This window comes from Pseudomonas sp. fls2-241-R2A-110 (assembly GCF_030209165.1).
In the GTDB taxonomy this organism is placed as follows: Bacteria; Pseudomonadota; Gammaproteobacteria; order Pseudomonadales; family Pseudomonadaceae; genus Aquipseudomonas.
The window spans coordinates 44,004-57,294 of sequence record NZ_JARVSN010000039.1; the positions used below are offsets into that span (position 1 = coordinate 44,004).

Sequence of the window (13,291 nt, forward strand, 5' to 3'; positions counted from 1 at the left end):
GGGCACCTTAGCGAGCTGAACTTAACTGAAACTGAATTGCCATCATTGAAGTGGCACCTCGACATCAACTACCTGCACAAAAACCTGTGGGAGCGAGCTTGCTCGCGATGGGGGGCACATCCAGCATTGATGTTGGCTGACAGACCGCCATCGCGAGCAAGCTCGCTCCCACAGTTAATTTGTGGCGTTGCCTGACCTGTTTATAATCCGCCCGCTTGCCAATTATCGAGACCGGTATGACCGCCATCCACATCAAGTTCCCTGCCCTGACCCTCAAGGCCGGCCCGCGAGCCTTTGCGCGCATCCGTAAAAACGGTTTGAGCGCCGCCGATGTCGGCACGCTGCCCGGAGCCGCTGGTGGGCCGAAAGCGTTGGGGATTCAAGGTCTGGACCTGGCGTTGTTCGGCGAATGGTTGCCGGCCGCACCTCGAGAACGCTCGCTGATTGGCGCCTCGGTGGGTTCCTGGCGCTTCGCCAGCGCCTGCCTGCCGGATGCCGCCGAAGGCATTCGACGCCTTGGTCATCTCTACACCGGGCAAGATTTCGCCAAAGGCGTGACCATGGCGCAGATCAGCCAAAGCTCCCGGCGCATGCTCGATGAATTGCTCGACGGCCGCGATGCGTCGATCTTGAACAACGCCCATTACCGATTGAACATCATGGTGGTCAAAAGCCACGGCCGGCTCGCGGACGATCATCGCGGCCGGCTCGGGCTGGCGTTGGGATCGGTGATCGCCGACAACCTGCGCGGTCGCGCGCGGCTGTCGCGGCATTTCGAGCGGTTGATCATCCACGACCCGCGCCTGATGCCCCCGGTCAATGCGTTGAACGACTTCCCGTCGCGCTTCGTCGCGCTCACTGCCGGCAACCTGCGCCAGGCCCTGCTCGCCTCGGGCTCAATCCCGATGGTCATGGAAGGCGTGCGTGATCTGCCGGGTGCCGGCGCCGGGACGTTCCGCGATGGCGGTCTGCTGGACTATCACCTCGACCTGCCCTACAGCGGCAACGACATCGTGCTGTACCCGCACTTCACCGACCGGGTGATCCCCGGCTGGTTCGACAAGACGCTGCCGTGGCGCCGCGCCTGCCCTGCGCGTTTGCAGGATGTTCTGCTGCTGGCGCCGTCGAAGGACTACCTGGCGCGCCTGCCCTACGGCAAGCTGCCGGACCGCAACGATTTCAAACGCTTCATGGGCGATGCACCGAGCCGACAGAAATACTGGCGAGCGGCGATGGATGAAAGCCGCCGTCTGGGCGACGAGTTCCTCGAACTGGCTGCCAACGGTCGCCTCGGCGAGCGCTTGCTGACCCTTTAGTCAGTGTTTTGCCCAGAGCTCTGGTAAACTCGCCGCCTGCCCACATCGCCGCGGCGATCGCCACCTGACAGAGCTGAAAATCACTGTGGAAATCTTCAAAGAGTTTACGTTCGAATCCGCCCACCGCCTGCCTCACGTGCCGGAAGGCCATAAGTGCGGTCGCTTGCATGGTCACTCGTTCAAAGTGGCGATCCACTTGAGCGGCGACCTCGATCCGCACACCGGCTGGATCCGCGACTTCTCGGAAATCAAGGCGATCTTCAAGCCGCTCTACGAGCGCCTGGACCACAACTACCTGAACGACATTCCCGGCCTGGAAAACCCGACCAGCGAAGTGCTGGCCAAATTCATCTGGAATGAATTGAAGCCCCTGCTGCCGGAACTCAGCGCGATCCGAATCCATGAGACATGCACCAGCGGCTGCATCTATCACGGCGAGTAAACCGACCTGAAACAACACATCCCCCTGTGGGAGCGGGCTTGCCCGCGATAGCGGTGTCAGTCACATCACACTGAATGTCAGACCTATCGCGAGCAGGCTCCCCCCCACAAGGGGCGAATGCGTTTCGTCAGTGATACAGAGAACAGCCTTCGTGGCTGTTTTTTTTGCCTATGCTTTTTGGCTTGCACCTGCCAAGAGGACCCGCGCATGACTGACTGGCCACTGCCCCAGACCTATCGCTTCAACGGACACTGCGTTCGCTACGCCGTACGGGGCGACGGCCCGCCGCTGGTGTTCGTGCATGGCACGCCGTTCTCTTCCTGTGTGTGGCACCGGATCGCGCCGCATTTCATCACCACGCACCGGGTGTACTACTTCGACCTGCTGGGCTATGGCCAATCCGCAAAAATCGATGGCGATGTTTCACTGGGGGTGCAAAACGTCTTGCTGGCGCAGTTGCTCGATCACTGGGGGCTGGAACGGCCGGATGTGGTGGCCCACGATTTCGGCGGCGCCACTGCGCTTCGCGCGCACTTGCTCAATGGCAAGGACTATCGCAGCCTGACGCTGGTCGACCCGGTGGCGTTGACGCCGTGGGGTTCGCCGTTCGTCCAGCATGTGCGCCAGCATGAAGCGGCGTTCAGCGGCCTGCCCGATTACATCCAGCGCGCCATTGTGCCGGCCTATATTCGCGGGGCGATCAAGCGCGACATCAGCGATGAAGAACTTGCGCCCTATGTGCAGCCGTGGCTGGGCGATCCGGGGCAAGCGGCGTTCTATCGGCAAATTGCTCAAATGGATGAGCGTTATACCCGTGAGGCCGAAGCGCTGTACCCGACGGTCCGCTGCCCGGTGCAAATCCTGTGGGGCGAAGACGATCAGTGGATCCCCATCGAGCGTGGACGGGCGCTGCAGCAGATGATTGCCGGAGCACAATTCCACCCGATTCCCAATGCCGGGCATTTGGTGCAGGAGGATGCGCCGGAGGCGATTGTTGCGGCGTTGCTGCGCTTTTTGCCCCTGATCCAGTCCCCCTGAAGAAACCGAATCCCCTGTGGGAGCGAGCTTGCTCGCGATGGCGGCGTGCCAGGCAACTTAGATGCCGACTGGTACACCGCCATCGCGAGCAAGCTCGCTCCCACATGGGGTCTGTACTCCTGCAGACTCACCGCTTTTGTGCCATCCCCGCACCAAACTTGCCGGCTCGACTATAAATAACTGCATCCCTCGGCACGTCTCTCATCCAGCAAGGAATGCCGCATGACGCAGAACGATCCGGGCAACGACTGCCCCCTCGGCGAAGTGACAATTTGCCGTGGGTCGCGCCGCTGGCAGGGATTGCCGCTGCCGCGTTAACGTATGTGTTATTCACCAGCGTCCCGGGTGCCCGGGTCGCTGAAGCGCCATGACAAGATCTATAAAAGGATTCGCCTGATGCACATCATCAACGCCCGGCTGCGCAACCAGGATGGCCTGCATGAGTTGCACCTGGAAAACGGCCTGATCCGCAGCATCGCCCGTCAGACCGAAGCACCGACCCTGGGCCCCGATGACCTGGACGCCGGCGGCAACCTGGTGGTGCCGCCCTTCGTCGAGCCGCACATTCACCTCGATGCCACCCTCACCGCCGGCGAACCGCGCTGGAACATGAGCGGCACCCTGTTCGAAGGCATCGAGTGCTGGGGCGAGCGCAAGGTGACCATCACCGAGGAAGACACCAAGACACGCGCCACTAAAACCATCCAGACCCTCGCCGCCCACGGCATCCAGCACGTGCGCACCCACGTCGACGTCACCGACCCGCAGCTCACGGCGCTCAAGGCGATGCTCGAAGTGCGCGAGCAAAGCCGTCACTTGATCGACATGCAAATCGTCGCGTTCCCCCAGGAAGGCATCGAGTCGTACCGCAACGGCCGGGAATTGATGGAAGAAGCGATCCGCATGGGCGCCGATGTGGTCGGCGGCATTCCGCATTTCGAGTACACCCGGGATCAAGGCGTCAGCTCCGTGAAATTCCTGATGGACCTGGCCGAGCGCACCGGCTGCCTGGTGGATGTGCATTGCGACGAAACCGACGACCCGCATTCGCGCTTTCTGGAAGTGCTGGCTGAAGAAGCCCGCAGTCGTGACATGGGCTCGCGGGTGACCGCCAGCCACACCACGGCGATGGGCTCTTACGACAACGCCTACTGCGCCAAACTGTTTCGCCTGCTTGGGCATTCGGGCATCAGTTTTGTCTCCTGCCCCACCGAAAGCATTCACCTGCAAGGCCGCTATGACAATTTCCCGAAACGCCGCGGCGTAACGCGGGTCAACGAGTTGCTCGAAGCGGGGATGAACGTGTGTTTCGGCCAGGACTCGATTGTCGATCCGTGGTATCCGCTGGGCAACGGCAACATTTTGCGGGTGCTCGAAGCGGGTCTGCACATCTGCCACATGCTCGGTTACCGCAACCTGCAAAGTGCGCTGGATCTGGTCACCGACAACAGCGCCAAAGCCATGAACCTGGGCGATCGGTATGGGCTGGAACAGGGCCGGCCGGCGAATCTGTTGATCCTGTCGGCGGACAGCGACTACGAGGTGATTCGCAGCCAGGGCTTGCCGCTGTATTCGGTCAGGGAGGGCAAGGTGTTGATGAAGCGGACGATGCCGGCGGTGGAATGGCCGGGGCAACTCTAAAATTGCATTGATTGTGAAGGCCCCATCGCGAGCAAGCTCGCTCCCACATTGGGATTTGTGAATGACACAGATTTAATGTGGGAGCGACGCTGCGACGATTCGACTTGCCCGCGATGACGGCCGACAATTCAATCCATCAACCGAGCCGTACCAAACAGCCTGACCCGACTCAATTCCCCGTCCGCTTCCTCCAACAAAATCGGCGCCGTACCGCCCGGCATGACGACTTTCACCTCACCTGCCGCCACCCAGCCAACACGCCAAGCCGCACATGCCACCGCACTGGCGCTGGTGCCCGACGACGCCGTCGGCCCTTCTCCGCGTTCAAATACCCGCACGGCGACTTGCCCTTCAGACGCAAACATCGCCCACTGCAAATTTACGCCGGCAGGACACGGAGCCCCTGCCCCCGCCGGCATGGCGTAAGCAATTCGCGTCAGACCTTCGCACAGCCCGGGCTCGCGCATCTGTTCATTGCTCGGCAATGCGTCGGAGGTCTCCAAAAGTGTCACGCAATGAGGATTGCCAATGCGCACGAACTGGCTTCGAGACCATGCTGGATCAAGCGCCGACAACGGCTGCACATGGCTGACGTCGCGACCGTTCAACAGCGCGCCTTCAACCCGCTCAGCTCCCACCGCGTCCGGGCCGAACGAAGGTTTTCCCAGATCCAGCCAGAACCCTTTCACCCCCTCGACTTCGGCCGGCTTCACCGAAGTGCCCACGGGTGAAACCGCATCAGCCTTGTCGTGATGAACCCTGAGCAAACTCGCCTCTTCCTTGGGCAGTAATCCTTGCTCACTCAGGGCCTGAGAAAAAATCGTCAGCCCGTTGCCGCTGCGCTCGGCCAGGGTGCCGTCGGTGTTGACGATCAACAGATCAAACGGCGGCGACGATTGAAACGGCCCCACCAGCAGACCGTCGCAGCGATGGTCTTTGCTGCCCGGCGGTTGAGTGCCGGGACCCCAGGCGCAGAACGCCTCGATCGCCGCCAACGCCCAGTTTTCGCGGGTTTGCGCGGCGTCGCCGGCGAGTTGAGGCAGATCGATACCGCGTTCACGCACGGCGTCAGGCGCCATCACCGCATAGATATTGCCTCGAGCATCGTAGAACGGCGTCATGGATCGGTCCTGAAGTCAGCCTGTAGAGAGCCTGTACTTTAAGCGTCAGCCTGGAAAATCACATCCGCCAGTCATGAAAACCCTTCGAGGTCGCGGTGCGCTGCCTGATATGCAAGGATGTTGTCCTGCATTCTGTCAGCAACCCGCAACGCCAAGGATTTTTCATGACTGCCCTCAACACGCCAGCGCCCGTCATCCCCGGACGCCTGGAGCAGATGTCCACCCGCATCGCCTTCTTCATCGCAGGTCTGGGCATTGCCGCGTGGGCGCCGTTGGTGCCTTACGCCAAGGCACGGGCCGGGCTGGATGAAGGCACCCTCGGTTTGCTGCTGTTGTGCCTGGGGGTCGGGTCGATTCTGGCGATGCCGATGGCGGGCCTCCTTTCCACGCGTTTCGGCTGCCGTCGGGTCGCGACCGGAGGAACGTTGTTGATCTGCGCGGCGCTGCCGTTATTGGCGACGGTGTCGTCGGTGCCTGCGTTGATCGCCACGCTGTTCATGTTCGGCGCGGGCCTGGGCACGGTGGATTCGACGGTGAACCTGCAGGCAGTGATCGTCGAACGAGCCAGTGGCAAGCACATGATGTCGGGGTTTCACGGGATGTTCAGCCTCGGCGGGATCGTCGGCGCGGCGGGTGTCAGCGCCCTGCTCGGCCTCGGCCTGTCACCACTGAGTGCCATGTTGGTGGTGATTGTCGTGCTGGTGCTGGCCTTGCTCAAAGCCGCGCCGCACCTGTTGCCTTACGGCAGCGAAAGCTCGGGACCGGCGTTTGCCGTGCCCCATGGCATCGTGCTGTTTATCGGCGGTATGTGTTTCATCGTCTTCCTGGCCGAAGGCGCAGCGCTCGACTGGAGCGCCGTGTTTCTCACGCAGGAACGCGGGATCGACACGGCCTATGCCGGGCTGGGTTACGCAGCGTTCGCCCTGACCATGACGGTCGGGCGCTTGACCGGTGACCGGATTGTCCGGCGCCTGGGCTCGACACGGGTGATTGTGTTCGGTGGGCTGACCGCGGCGGTGGGCCTGGCATTGGCCACATTCGCTCCGGCGTGGGAAGCGGCGCTGGTGGGTTATGCGTTGCTGGGCGCCGGATGCTCGAACATCGTGCCGGTGCTGTACACCGCCGTGGGCAAACAGACAGTGATGCCCGAACACATCGCCGTGCCGGCCATCACCACGCTGGGCTACGCGGGGATTCTCGCCGGCCCGGCGGTGATCGGGTTTATCGCCCATGGCAGCAGTTTGAGTTTTGCCTTCGGGTTGATGGCGCTGTTGCTGGTGGCCGTGGCCATTGGCGGCAAGGTGTTGAAAGCCTGATAACGCTATCGCCAGCAGGCTGGCTCCCACAGGGGATCTTCAGTGAACACAAATTCTGTGTGTAGCAGAGATCAATGTGGGAGCCAGCCTGCTGGCTCCCACAGAGGATCTTCAGTGAACACAAATTCTGTGTTTAGCAGAGATAAATGTGGGAGCCAGCCTGCTGGCGATGAAGTCACCTCGGTCCATCAGAACCCGACACTAGCCTGCACAAAGAACGTACGCGGCGCCCCGACATACATCCCTGAGTTGTTGTCGCTGGAGCGAGTGAAGTATTGCTTGTCGAAGATGTTCTTCACTCCCGCGCCGAGTTTCAGGTTCGACAGCTGCGCGCCGAAGTCATAGCCACCGCGTACGTTCCAGGTCACGTAACCCGGGATGTCACCGAACTGCCCGTCCGCTGTGCCTTCAGTGATGTAGTTGCCATTGAAACTGCCATCGGCGTTGACGCCCGTGCCTGGCGAACGCTGCTTGGACTGGGCAAACGCATCGAGGTTGTAGGTCCAGCGATTGATGTCATAACGCAGCCCGGCGGTGGCCACCTGACGCGAATAGAACGGCAGGTCACGGCCCTTGAAGCCTGGAATCTCACCTTCATACGTCGCACGGGTGTAGGTGAAACCGGCGTTGGCGGTCAGGCCGTCGAGCATCGGATTGAGCGCAGCCAGGTCGTAATGCACGGAGGCTTCGAGGCCCTGGTGCTTGGTCGCGCCGAGGTTGGTCCAGCCCACGTCATTGCTGATGTATTGCAACTCGTCATCGAAGTCGATGTAGAACAGCGTCACTTCCCCGCCCCACACGTCATCGTTGTAGCGCGTGCCAACCTCATAGGTCTTGGCCTTCTCCGGGCTCAGGCCGTTGGCGGTGCTGTCACCCACGCCACCCTGGCCGAGCTGGAAATATTGCAGGCTGCCGAACGACGTTTCGTAGTTGGCGAACAGCTTCCAGGCATCGGACACGTGATACATCACGCTCAGGGCCGGCAACGGTTCGTTGCTTTCGATGCTGCGGTTCTTTTCCGGTACGCGTTTGCCAGCAGTGTCGAGCACGGCGCGGTCGTGCCAGTCGGTGCTGATGTGCTCAAAGCGAATGCCCGGGGTCACGGTCCATTTGCCGATGTCGATCTTGTCATCGATGTAGACCGAATTGGCCTCGGTGCCGCCGGTACGGTCCTGGAACACATGGCCGTCAGAGGTCGGTGTCAGCACCGGCTGATTGTTGACCAGCGCCACGCGGCTCGATTCCTCGTGCATCGCTTCTTTCAGGTAGCGATAACCGACGCTGGCTTCCTGAGTGGTCGGCCCCAGGTCGAACACATGGGACACCCGCGGCTCGATGCCGTAGGTGTAGTAAGTGCGCGGGTAAGAGCTGAGGGTTTTCTGGTCGCGAGCGGCGATATTGCTGCCGCGAAAGCTGTCAGTGTAATAGGTCAGCACTTCGGCCTGGGTGCTGTCGTTGATCTGCCGCGCCCACTTGAACGACACGTCCTTGCGCCGACCGCTGAAGTTGTCGTGGTCGCGGTCGGACTGGAACGGATCGGCATCGTACTGCTTCTGGGTCAGGCCGCCGGGCATGTCCGCGCTGGCATCGTAGTAGTGAACGTTGAGGCTGAAATCATCGACATCAGTTGGCGCCCAATGCGTCTTGAGAATCACGTCGTCGATGTCGTTGCCGTTGTTGCTTTCGCGATAGCCGTTGCCGTTCACACCGGAATACAACAGCGCCACGCCCATGCCGTTGTCCGCCGTGCCGCCGACAAATGCAGTGTCGATGTGTTTCCAGCCACCGTGTTGGGAGGTTTCAAGCGTAGTGCCGATTTCGGCAGTAGCTTTCTCGGGGATCGCGCGGGTCACGAAGTTGATCACTCCTCCGACGTTTTGCGGCCCGTAACGTACGGAACCGGCGCCGCGAACCACGTCGATGCTGTCGAGGTTGCCGGAGGAAATCGGTGCCATCGACAGTTGCGGCTGGCCATAGGGCGCGAACGCGGCCGGCACGCCGTCGATCAGCACGGTGGAGCGTGGCGACAGGCGTGACGTCAGGCCGCGCACGCCGACGTTCAGGGAAATATCACTGCCGCCCGTGCCGTTGGCGTCCTGCACTTGCACGCCGGGCACACGCTTCAACACGTCGCCGACGTTCATGGCGCCCTGCTCGACCATCGCTTCGCGGCGGATCACCGTCCGGGCGCCGGGATGGTTTTGCACCACCGCGGCATCGGCGTCGCCAAGCCAGTCGCCGACCACTTTGATGTCAGTCACACCCAGTTCGATCGGACCGGCAGGCGCAGAAGTCGGCGCGGGTGTCAGGGTCACCGAGCCTTCATCGATCTGATAGTGCAGGCCACTGCCTTGCAGCAATTGGCGCAAGGCCTGCTCCGGTGAGAGGTCACCGTCCACCGCTGGGGCTTGTTTGCCGGCCACCAGATCAGGGCTGAAAAAAACCTGCAACGACGTTTGTTGTCCCAACTCACTCAGGGCCTGGCCCAACGGCTGCGCCGGGATATGGATGCCATCAGCGGCAAATGCCTGGGGTAGCCCGGCACTGACGGCCAGGGCCAGGGAAAGGCGCAGCCAAGGTGAATTGTTGTTTTTAGCGGTGGTTTTCTTCACGTCGAACATTGTCCTGTAGATCGCAAACATGTGCGGCTGTTAATGCAAACCAGTTGCAGTTGAACAAGAAGACGATGAACTCAAAAAAAACCTGAATCGGTTTGGAAATTAATTGGAAATTATTTCCTGGCTGCCGTCATCGAGGGTGCGCACGGCCACCGGCAGGATGCTCGGCAAGGCCTTGAGCAGCGCGTCGGTGTTGTCGGATTTGAACACGCTGGTCAGGCGCAAATGGCCCACATTGTCGTTGGCGACCGTGAGGGGTTTGTCGCGGTAGCGCGAGACTTCGGCGGCGACTTCGCTGAGGCTGGCGTTGTTGAACACCAGTTTGCCGCTGCGCCAGGCCGTCAGTTCTGCCGGGTTGACCGCGTAGGCAGCGGCCACTTGGCCCTGGGCATTGATTTGCGTGCCGAGGCCCGCGGTCAGGCTGACGACATCCGGCCCTTGTCCCTGAACCTTGACCGTGCCCTGCTCCACCGCCACCCGGGTTTGCGAGAGGTCGCGGCGCACATCGAAACGCGTGCCGGTGACCGTGACCTTGCCACTCCCCGCCTCGACCACGAACGGCCGGCTGCTGTCGTGCTCGACGCTGAACATCGCTTCGCCTTCAGTCAGCTCGACGCCGCGTCGGTCTTGTTCGTAGCGCACCTGAACGCGGCTGCGGCTGTTCAAGTCGATCACCGACCCATCGGGCAACGCCACATGGCGACGCTCGCCCAATGCTGTGGAAAATTCAGCCGTGTACGCCGCCGGGTGATTCAAACCGCTGAACAATCCCAAACCCAGCGCCACCGCCGCCACACTCGCCGCTACTGCATAACGCGCCAACAGCGAGCGCCTGCGATGGGTTGGCGGCGTTTCACACAAGGCTTGCAGACGCTTGGCCGGCACGAGATCAGCCGCCGTCCACAAACCTTCAAGCAACTGGAATTCATCGCGATGCTGAGGGTGTTCGTCCAGCCAGGCTTCGAAACGCCGGTATTCCTTGAGATCCATCGCCGGTTCCTGCAAACGCACAAACCAGCGCGCCGCATCATCTCGAACCGTTGTTTGCCCGCACGCACAATCACGAGTATCCATCATGGAAGTTCCTGTTTGGCTGGGGGTGAGCAGGCGTGGCCGATCATGGCTGCAATCCGTCGAGGCGGTCGCGCAGATGCCGCAGGGTGCGGATCATATACTTTTCCACCATGTTCTTGGACAGACCCAGGCGTTCGGCGATTTCAGCCTGGGTCAGGCCTTCGATCTTCTGCCAGACAAACACTTTGCGGCAATTGAGCGGCAGCTCGGTGAGCGCCTGTTCGATGGAGTCCGCCAACTGGATCGCCTGCATGAACTGCTCCGGGTCGCCTGACGACGACACACTGTGATCAATCGCCTGCGACTCCATGGCGCCCCGCCGGTCCTCACGTCGATAACCATCGACCGCAATGTTGCGCGCGGTCTGGTGCAAATACGCCCGGGGTTGTTCCACTGCCGCTGAATCGGACTCAAGCACCCGCACAAAGGTGTCGTGGGCCAGATCCTCGGCCTGCTGACGATTTCTCAGGCGACGGGTCCAGGTGCCAACCAACTCTTCGTAATGCTCGAAAAAGCTGTGCCTGCGAGGCAGCTTGGGGATCATTGTAGTGTGCTGTGGAGACGAGGCGTGAATAGTAATGCTTCCTATTAAGGAGAAGCAATGGATTCCATCTCGCCCGCGTCGCCGTCAGTCAGCCAAACCAACGACCCCCATTGCAGGGGCCGTCGTCAATCAATAAATCAGTGCGCGATACACACCGATTTCAACTCGGTATACGCCTCGATCACCGCGCGACCGAACTCGCGCCCCATGCCCGATTGCTTCACCCCACCAAACGGCATCGCCGGGTCGAGCAGCACGTGGGCGTTGACCCACACGGTGCCGGCTTCGATGCGTGGTACCAGGTTCATGGCTTTGCCCAGATCGTTGGTCCACAGGCTGGCGGCCAGGCCGTAACGGTTGTCGTTGGCCAGGGCGATCACGGCGTCTTCGTCGTCGAACGGCATCACCCCCAGCACCGGCCCAAACACTTCTTCGCGGGCCACGGCCATGCTGTGGTCGATGTCGGCCAGAATGGTCGGCTGCACGTAGAAGCCCTCGCCTTCCAGCAACTCACCGCCCGCCACCACGCGCGCGCCTTCGCGGCGCGCCAGTTCGATGTGCTTGAGCACGCTTTGCTGTTGCTTGCGCGACACCAGCGGGTTGATCGCTGCATTGCAATTCATGCCCGCGCCAATCGGCATTGCCGAGACGGCTGCCGCCAGCGCCTCGACGAACTGATCGTGAATCGAGCGATGCACATAGAAGCGCGACGCCGCCGCGCAGACCTGGCCGTTGTTCAGCAGGCCGCCGAGGATTGCGCCCTGCACTGCTTTCTCGACGTCGGCATCGGCGAGCACGATCATCGGGTTTTTGCCGCCCAGTTCCAGCGAGAAGCGCGTCATGTTTTCCATGCACGCCACGCCAACGCTTTTGCCCACCGCCGTGGAGCCGGTGAACGACACTTTGCTCACCAGTGGATGCGCGGTCAGCACGCCGCCGACCGAAGCACCGCCACCGGTGACAACGTTGAATACGCCGGCCGGAATGCCCGCTTCAAGCGCCAGCTCAGCCAGGCGCATTGCCGTCAGCGGCGTTTCCATGGCCGGTTTGATGATCACCGTGCAACCGGTGGCCAAGGCAGGCATCAGTTTCCAGGCAGCGATCAGCAGCGGGAAGTTCCACGGCACGATGCCGACCACCACGCCCACCGGCTCACGCTTGGTGAACGCGGTGAACTTGGCGCCTGGTGGCAGCGGGATCGACACGTCGAAAGTCTGCCCTTCGATCTTGGTCGCCCAACCGGACATGTAGCGCATGAACTCCACGGTCGCATTCAAATCCAGCGCGCGGGCCATGTTGATCGACTTGCCCTGGCTCAGGGTTTCCAGCTGCGCCAGCTCTTCGGCATGCGCCTCGACCAGCGCGGTGAAGTTCAGCAGGATGCGTTCGCGGTCCGCCGGACGCAGGCCCGACCACACACCGGACTTGAACGCCTTGTGCGATGACTGCACGGCTTGCTCGACCACATCCAGCGGCGCATCCAGGGTTTCGCACAGGGTTTGCCCGGTGGCCGGGTTGACCACGGCAATGGTCGGGCCGTCGGCCAGTACCCATTGACCGTCAATGAAGCAGCCATGACGGCGGTCGAGGAAGGCAGCCACCTGCGGCAGAATTTCAACGTTGCTCATAATTCACCTGTCGTTCAAACGAGTGGTTCAGCCAGAAAAAATCCGGCTGATTAGCGTTGTTCTTTGAGGAAGCACACGACCGTCTGGCGATCATCTGCAGAAGCCAGCCCCATGTAGGGCATGTAAGTCCCGGGCACATAGGCCTGGGGTTGGGTGATCAGTTGGGTGATGGTTTCGGCCTGCCAGGTCACGTCTTTGCTGCGCATCGCCTGGGAGTAACTGAAGCCTTCCAGCGAGCCGGATTTGCGTCCAACCACGCCCGCCAGGTTCGGCCCCATCATGCCGGCCATGCCTTTGCTCACCGAGTGGCAAACCCCGCATTCATTGGCGAACACCTGGGCGCCGTGGCCCTGGTCCGGCGCGCAATCGGCGGCGACTACGGTTTGCGCCAGCACCAGCGACAGCAAACCGACGAGGGAGAATTTCTGCGAAGTGAACATAGGAAACGACCTTGAAAATCCGTAAGGGGAAGCATCAGCAGGGTTGATACCGATTGTCAGCGGTCAGTGCCACGCAGGTTTTGCCCTGCGTGCCAGTCGTATTGGCAAGGCTG

General features: G+C 61.5%; 11 protein-coding genes. 5 read left to right on the forward strand and 6 right to left on the reverse strand.

The features are described from left to right. Positions 1–236: 236 nt before the first annotated feature. The 4 genes from QRN31_RS28465 (at position 237) to codA (ending at position 4,437) form a co-directional block, all read left to right on the forward strand. Positions 237–1,316, forward strand: a complete 1,080-nt coding sequence (locus QRN31_RS28465; RefSeq protein ID WP_285436023.1) for a patatin-like phospholipase domain-containing protein — start codon at positions 237–239, stop codon at positions 1,314–1,316. Positions 1,317–1,401: 85 nt separating this feature from the next. Continuing rightward, on the forward strand, positions 1,402–1,758 hold the full coding sequence (gene queD / locus QRN31_RS28470) for a 6-carboxytetrahydropterin synthase QueD (protein WP_081744008.1): 357 nt from the start codon (positions 1,402–1,404) through the stop codon (positions 1,756–1,758). Positions 1,759–1,965: 207 nt separating this feature from the next. Next, positions 1,966–2,796, forward strand: a complete 831-nt coding sequence (locus QRN31_RS28475) for an alpha/beta fold hydrolase (RefSeq protein WP_285436026.1) — start codon at positions 1,966–1,968, stop codon at positions 2,794–2,796. Between the two features lie 396 nt (positions 2,797–3,192). Then, on the forward strand, positions 3,193–4,437 hold the full coding sequence (gene codA / locus QRN31_RS28480) for a cytosine deaminase (protein WP_285436027.1): 1,245 nt from the start codon (positions 3,193–3,195) through the stop codon (positions 4,435–4,437). Positions 4,438–4,565: 128 nt separating this feature from the next. Here the strand turns inward: codA and QRN31_RS28485 are convergent, their stop codons facing one another. Continuing rightward, positions 4,566–5,558 (reverse strand): diaminopimelate epimerase, encoded by a 993-nt coding sequence (locus tag QRN31_RS28485; RefSeq protein WP_285436028.1) that lies wholly within the window; start codon positions 5,556–5,558, stop codon positions 4,566–4,568. A gap of 164 nt (positions 5,559–5,722) precedes the next feature. Here QRN31_RS28485 and QRN31_RS28490 point away from each other — a divergent pair, with 164 nt between their 5' ends. Next, entirely contained in the window at positions 5,723–6,874 is a 1,152-nt protein-coding gene (locus QRN31_RS28490) for an MFS transporter (RefSeq protein WP_285436030.1), read from the forward strand. 188 nt (positions 6,875–7,062) lie between these two features. On the opposite strand, the gene QRN31_RS28495 is transcribed toward QRN31_RS28490, so the two are convergent. From QRN31_RS28495 to QRN31_RS28515, 5 genes are all read right to left on the reverse strand, one after another. After that, positions 7,063–9,486, reverse strand: a complete 2,424-nt coding sequence (locus QRN31_RS28495; RefSeq protein ID WP_285436032.1) for a TonB-dependent siderophore receptor — start codon at positions 9,484–9,486, stop codon at positions 7,063–7,065. Positions 9,487–9,594: 108 nt separating this feature from the next. Beyond that, complete coding sequence (locus QRN31_RS28500; protein ID WP_285436033.1) at positions 9,595–10,569, reverse strand: FecR family protein; 975 nt, start codon at positions 10,567–10,569, stop codon at positions 9,595–9,597. Positions 10,570–10,609: 40 nt separating this feature from the next. Continuing rightward, on the reverse strand, positions 10,610–11,110 hold the full coding sequence (locus QRN31_RS28505) for a sigma-70 family RNA polymerase sigma factor (protein WP_285436034.1): 501 nt from the start codon (positions 11,108–11,110) through the stop codon (positions 10,610–10,612). A 137-nt stretch (positions 11,111–11,247) separates the two neighbouring features. Beyond that, the gene (locus tag QRN31_RS28510) at positions 11,248–12,738 is read right to left on the reverse strand and encodes an aldehyde dehydrogenase family protein (protein WP_285436035.1); all 1,491 of its coding nucleotides are present in this window, start codon (positions 12,736–12,738) and stop codon (positions 11,248–11,250) included. A 50-nt stretch (positions 12,739–12,788) separates the two neighbouring features. Continuing rightward, entirely contained in the window at positions 12,789–13,178 is a 390-nt protein-coding gene (locus tag QRN31_RS28515; protein WP_285436036.1) for a c-type cytochrome, read from the reverse strand. Between the last annotated feature and the right edge of the window lie 113 nt (positions 13,179–13,291).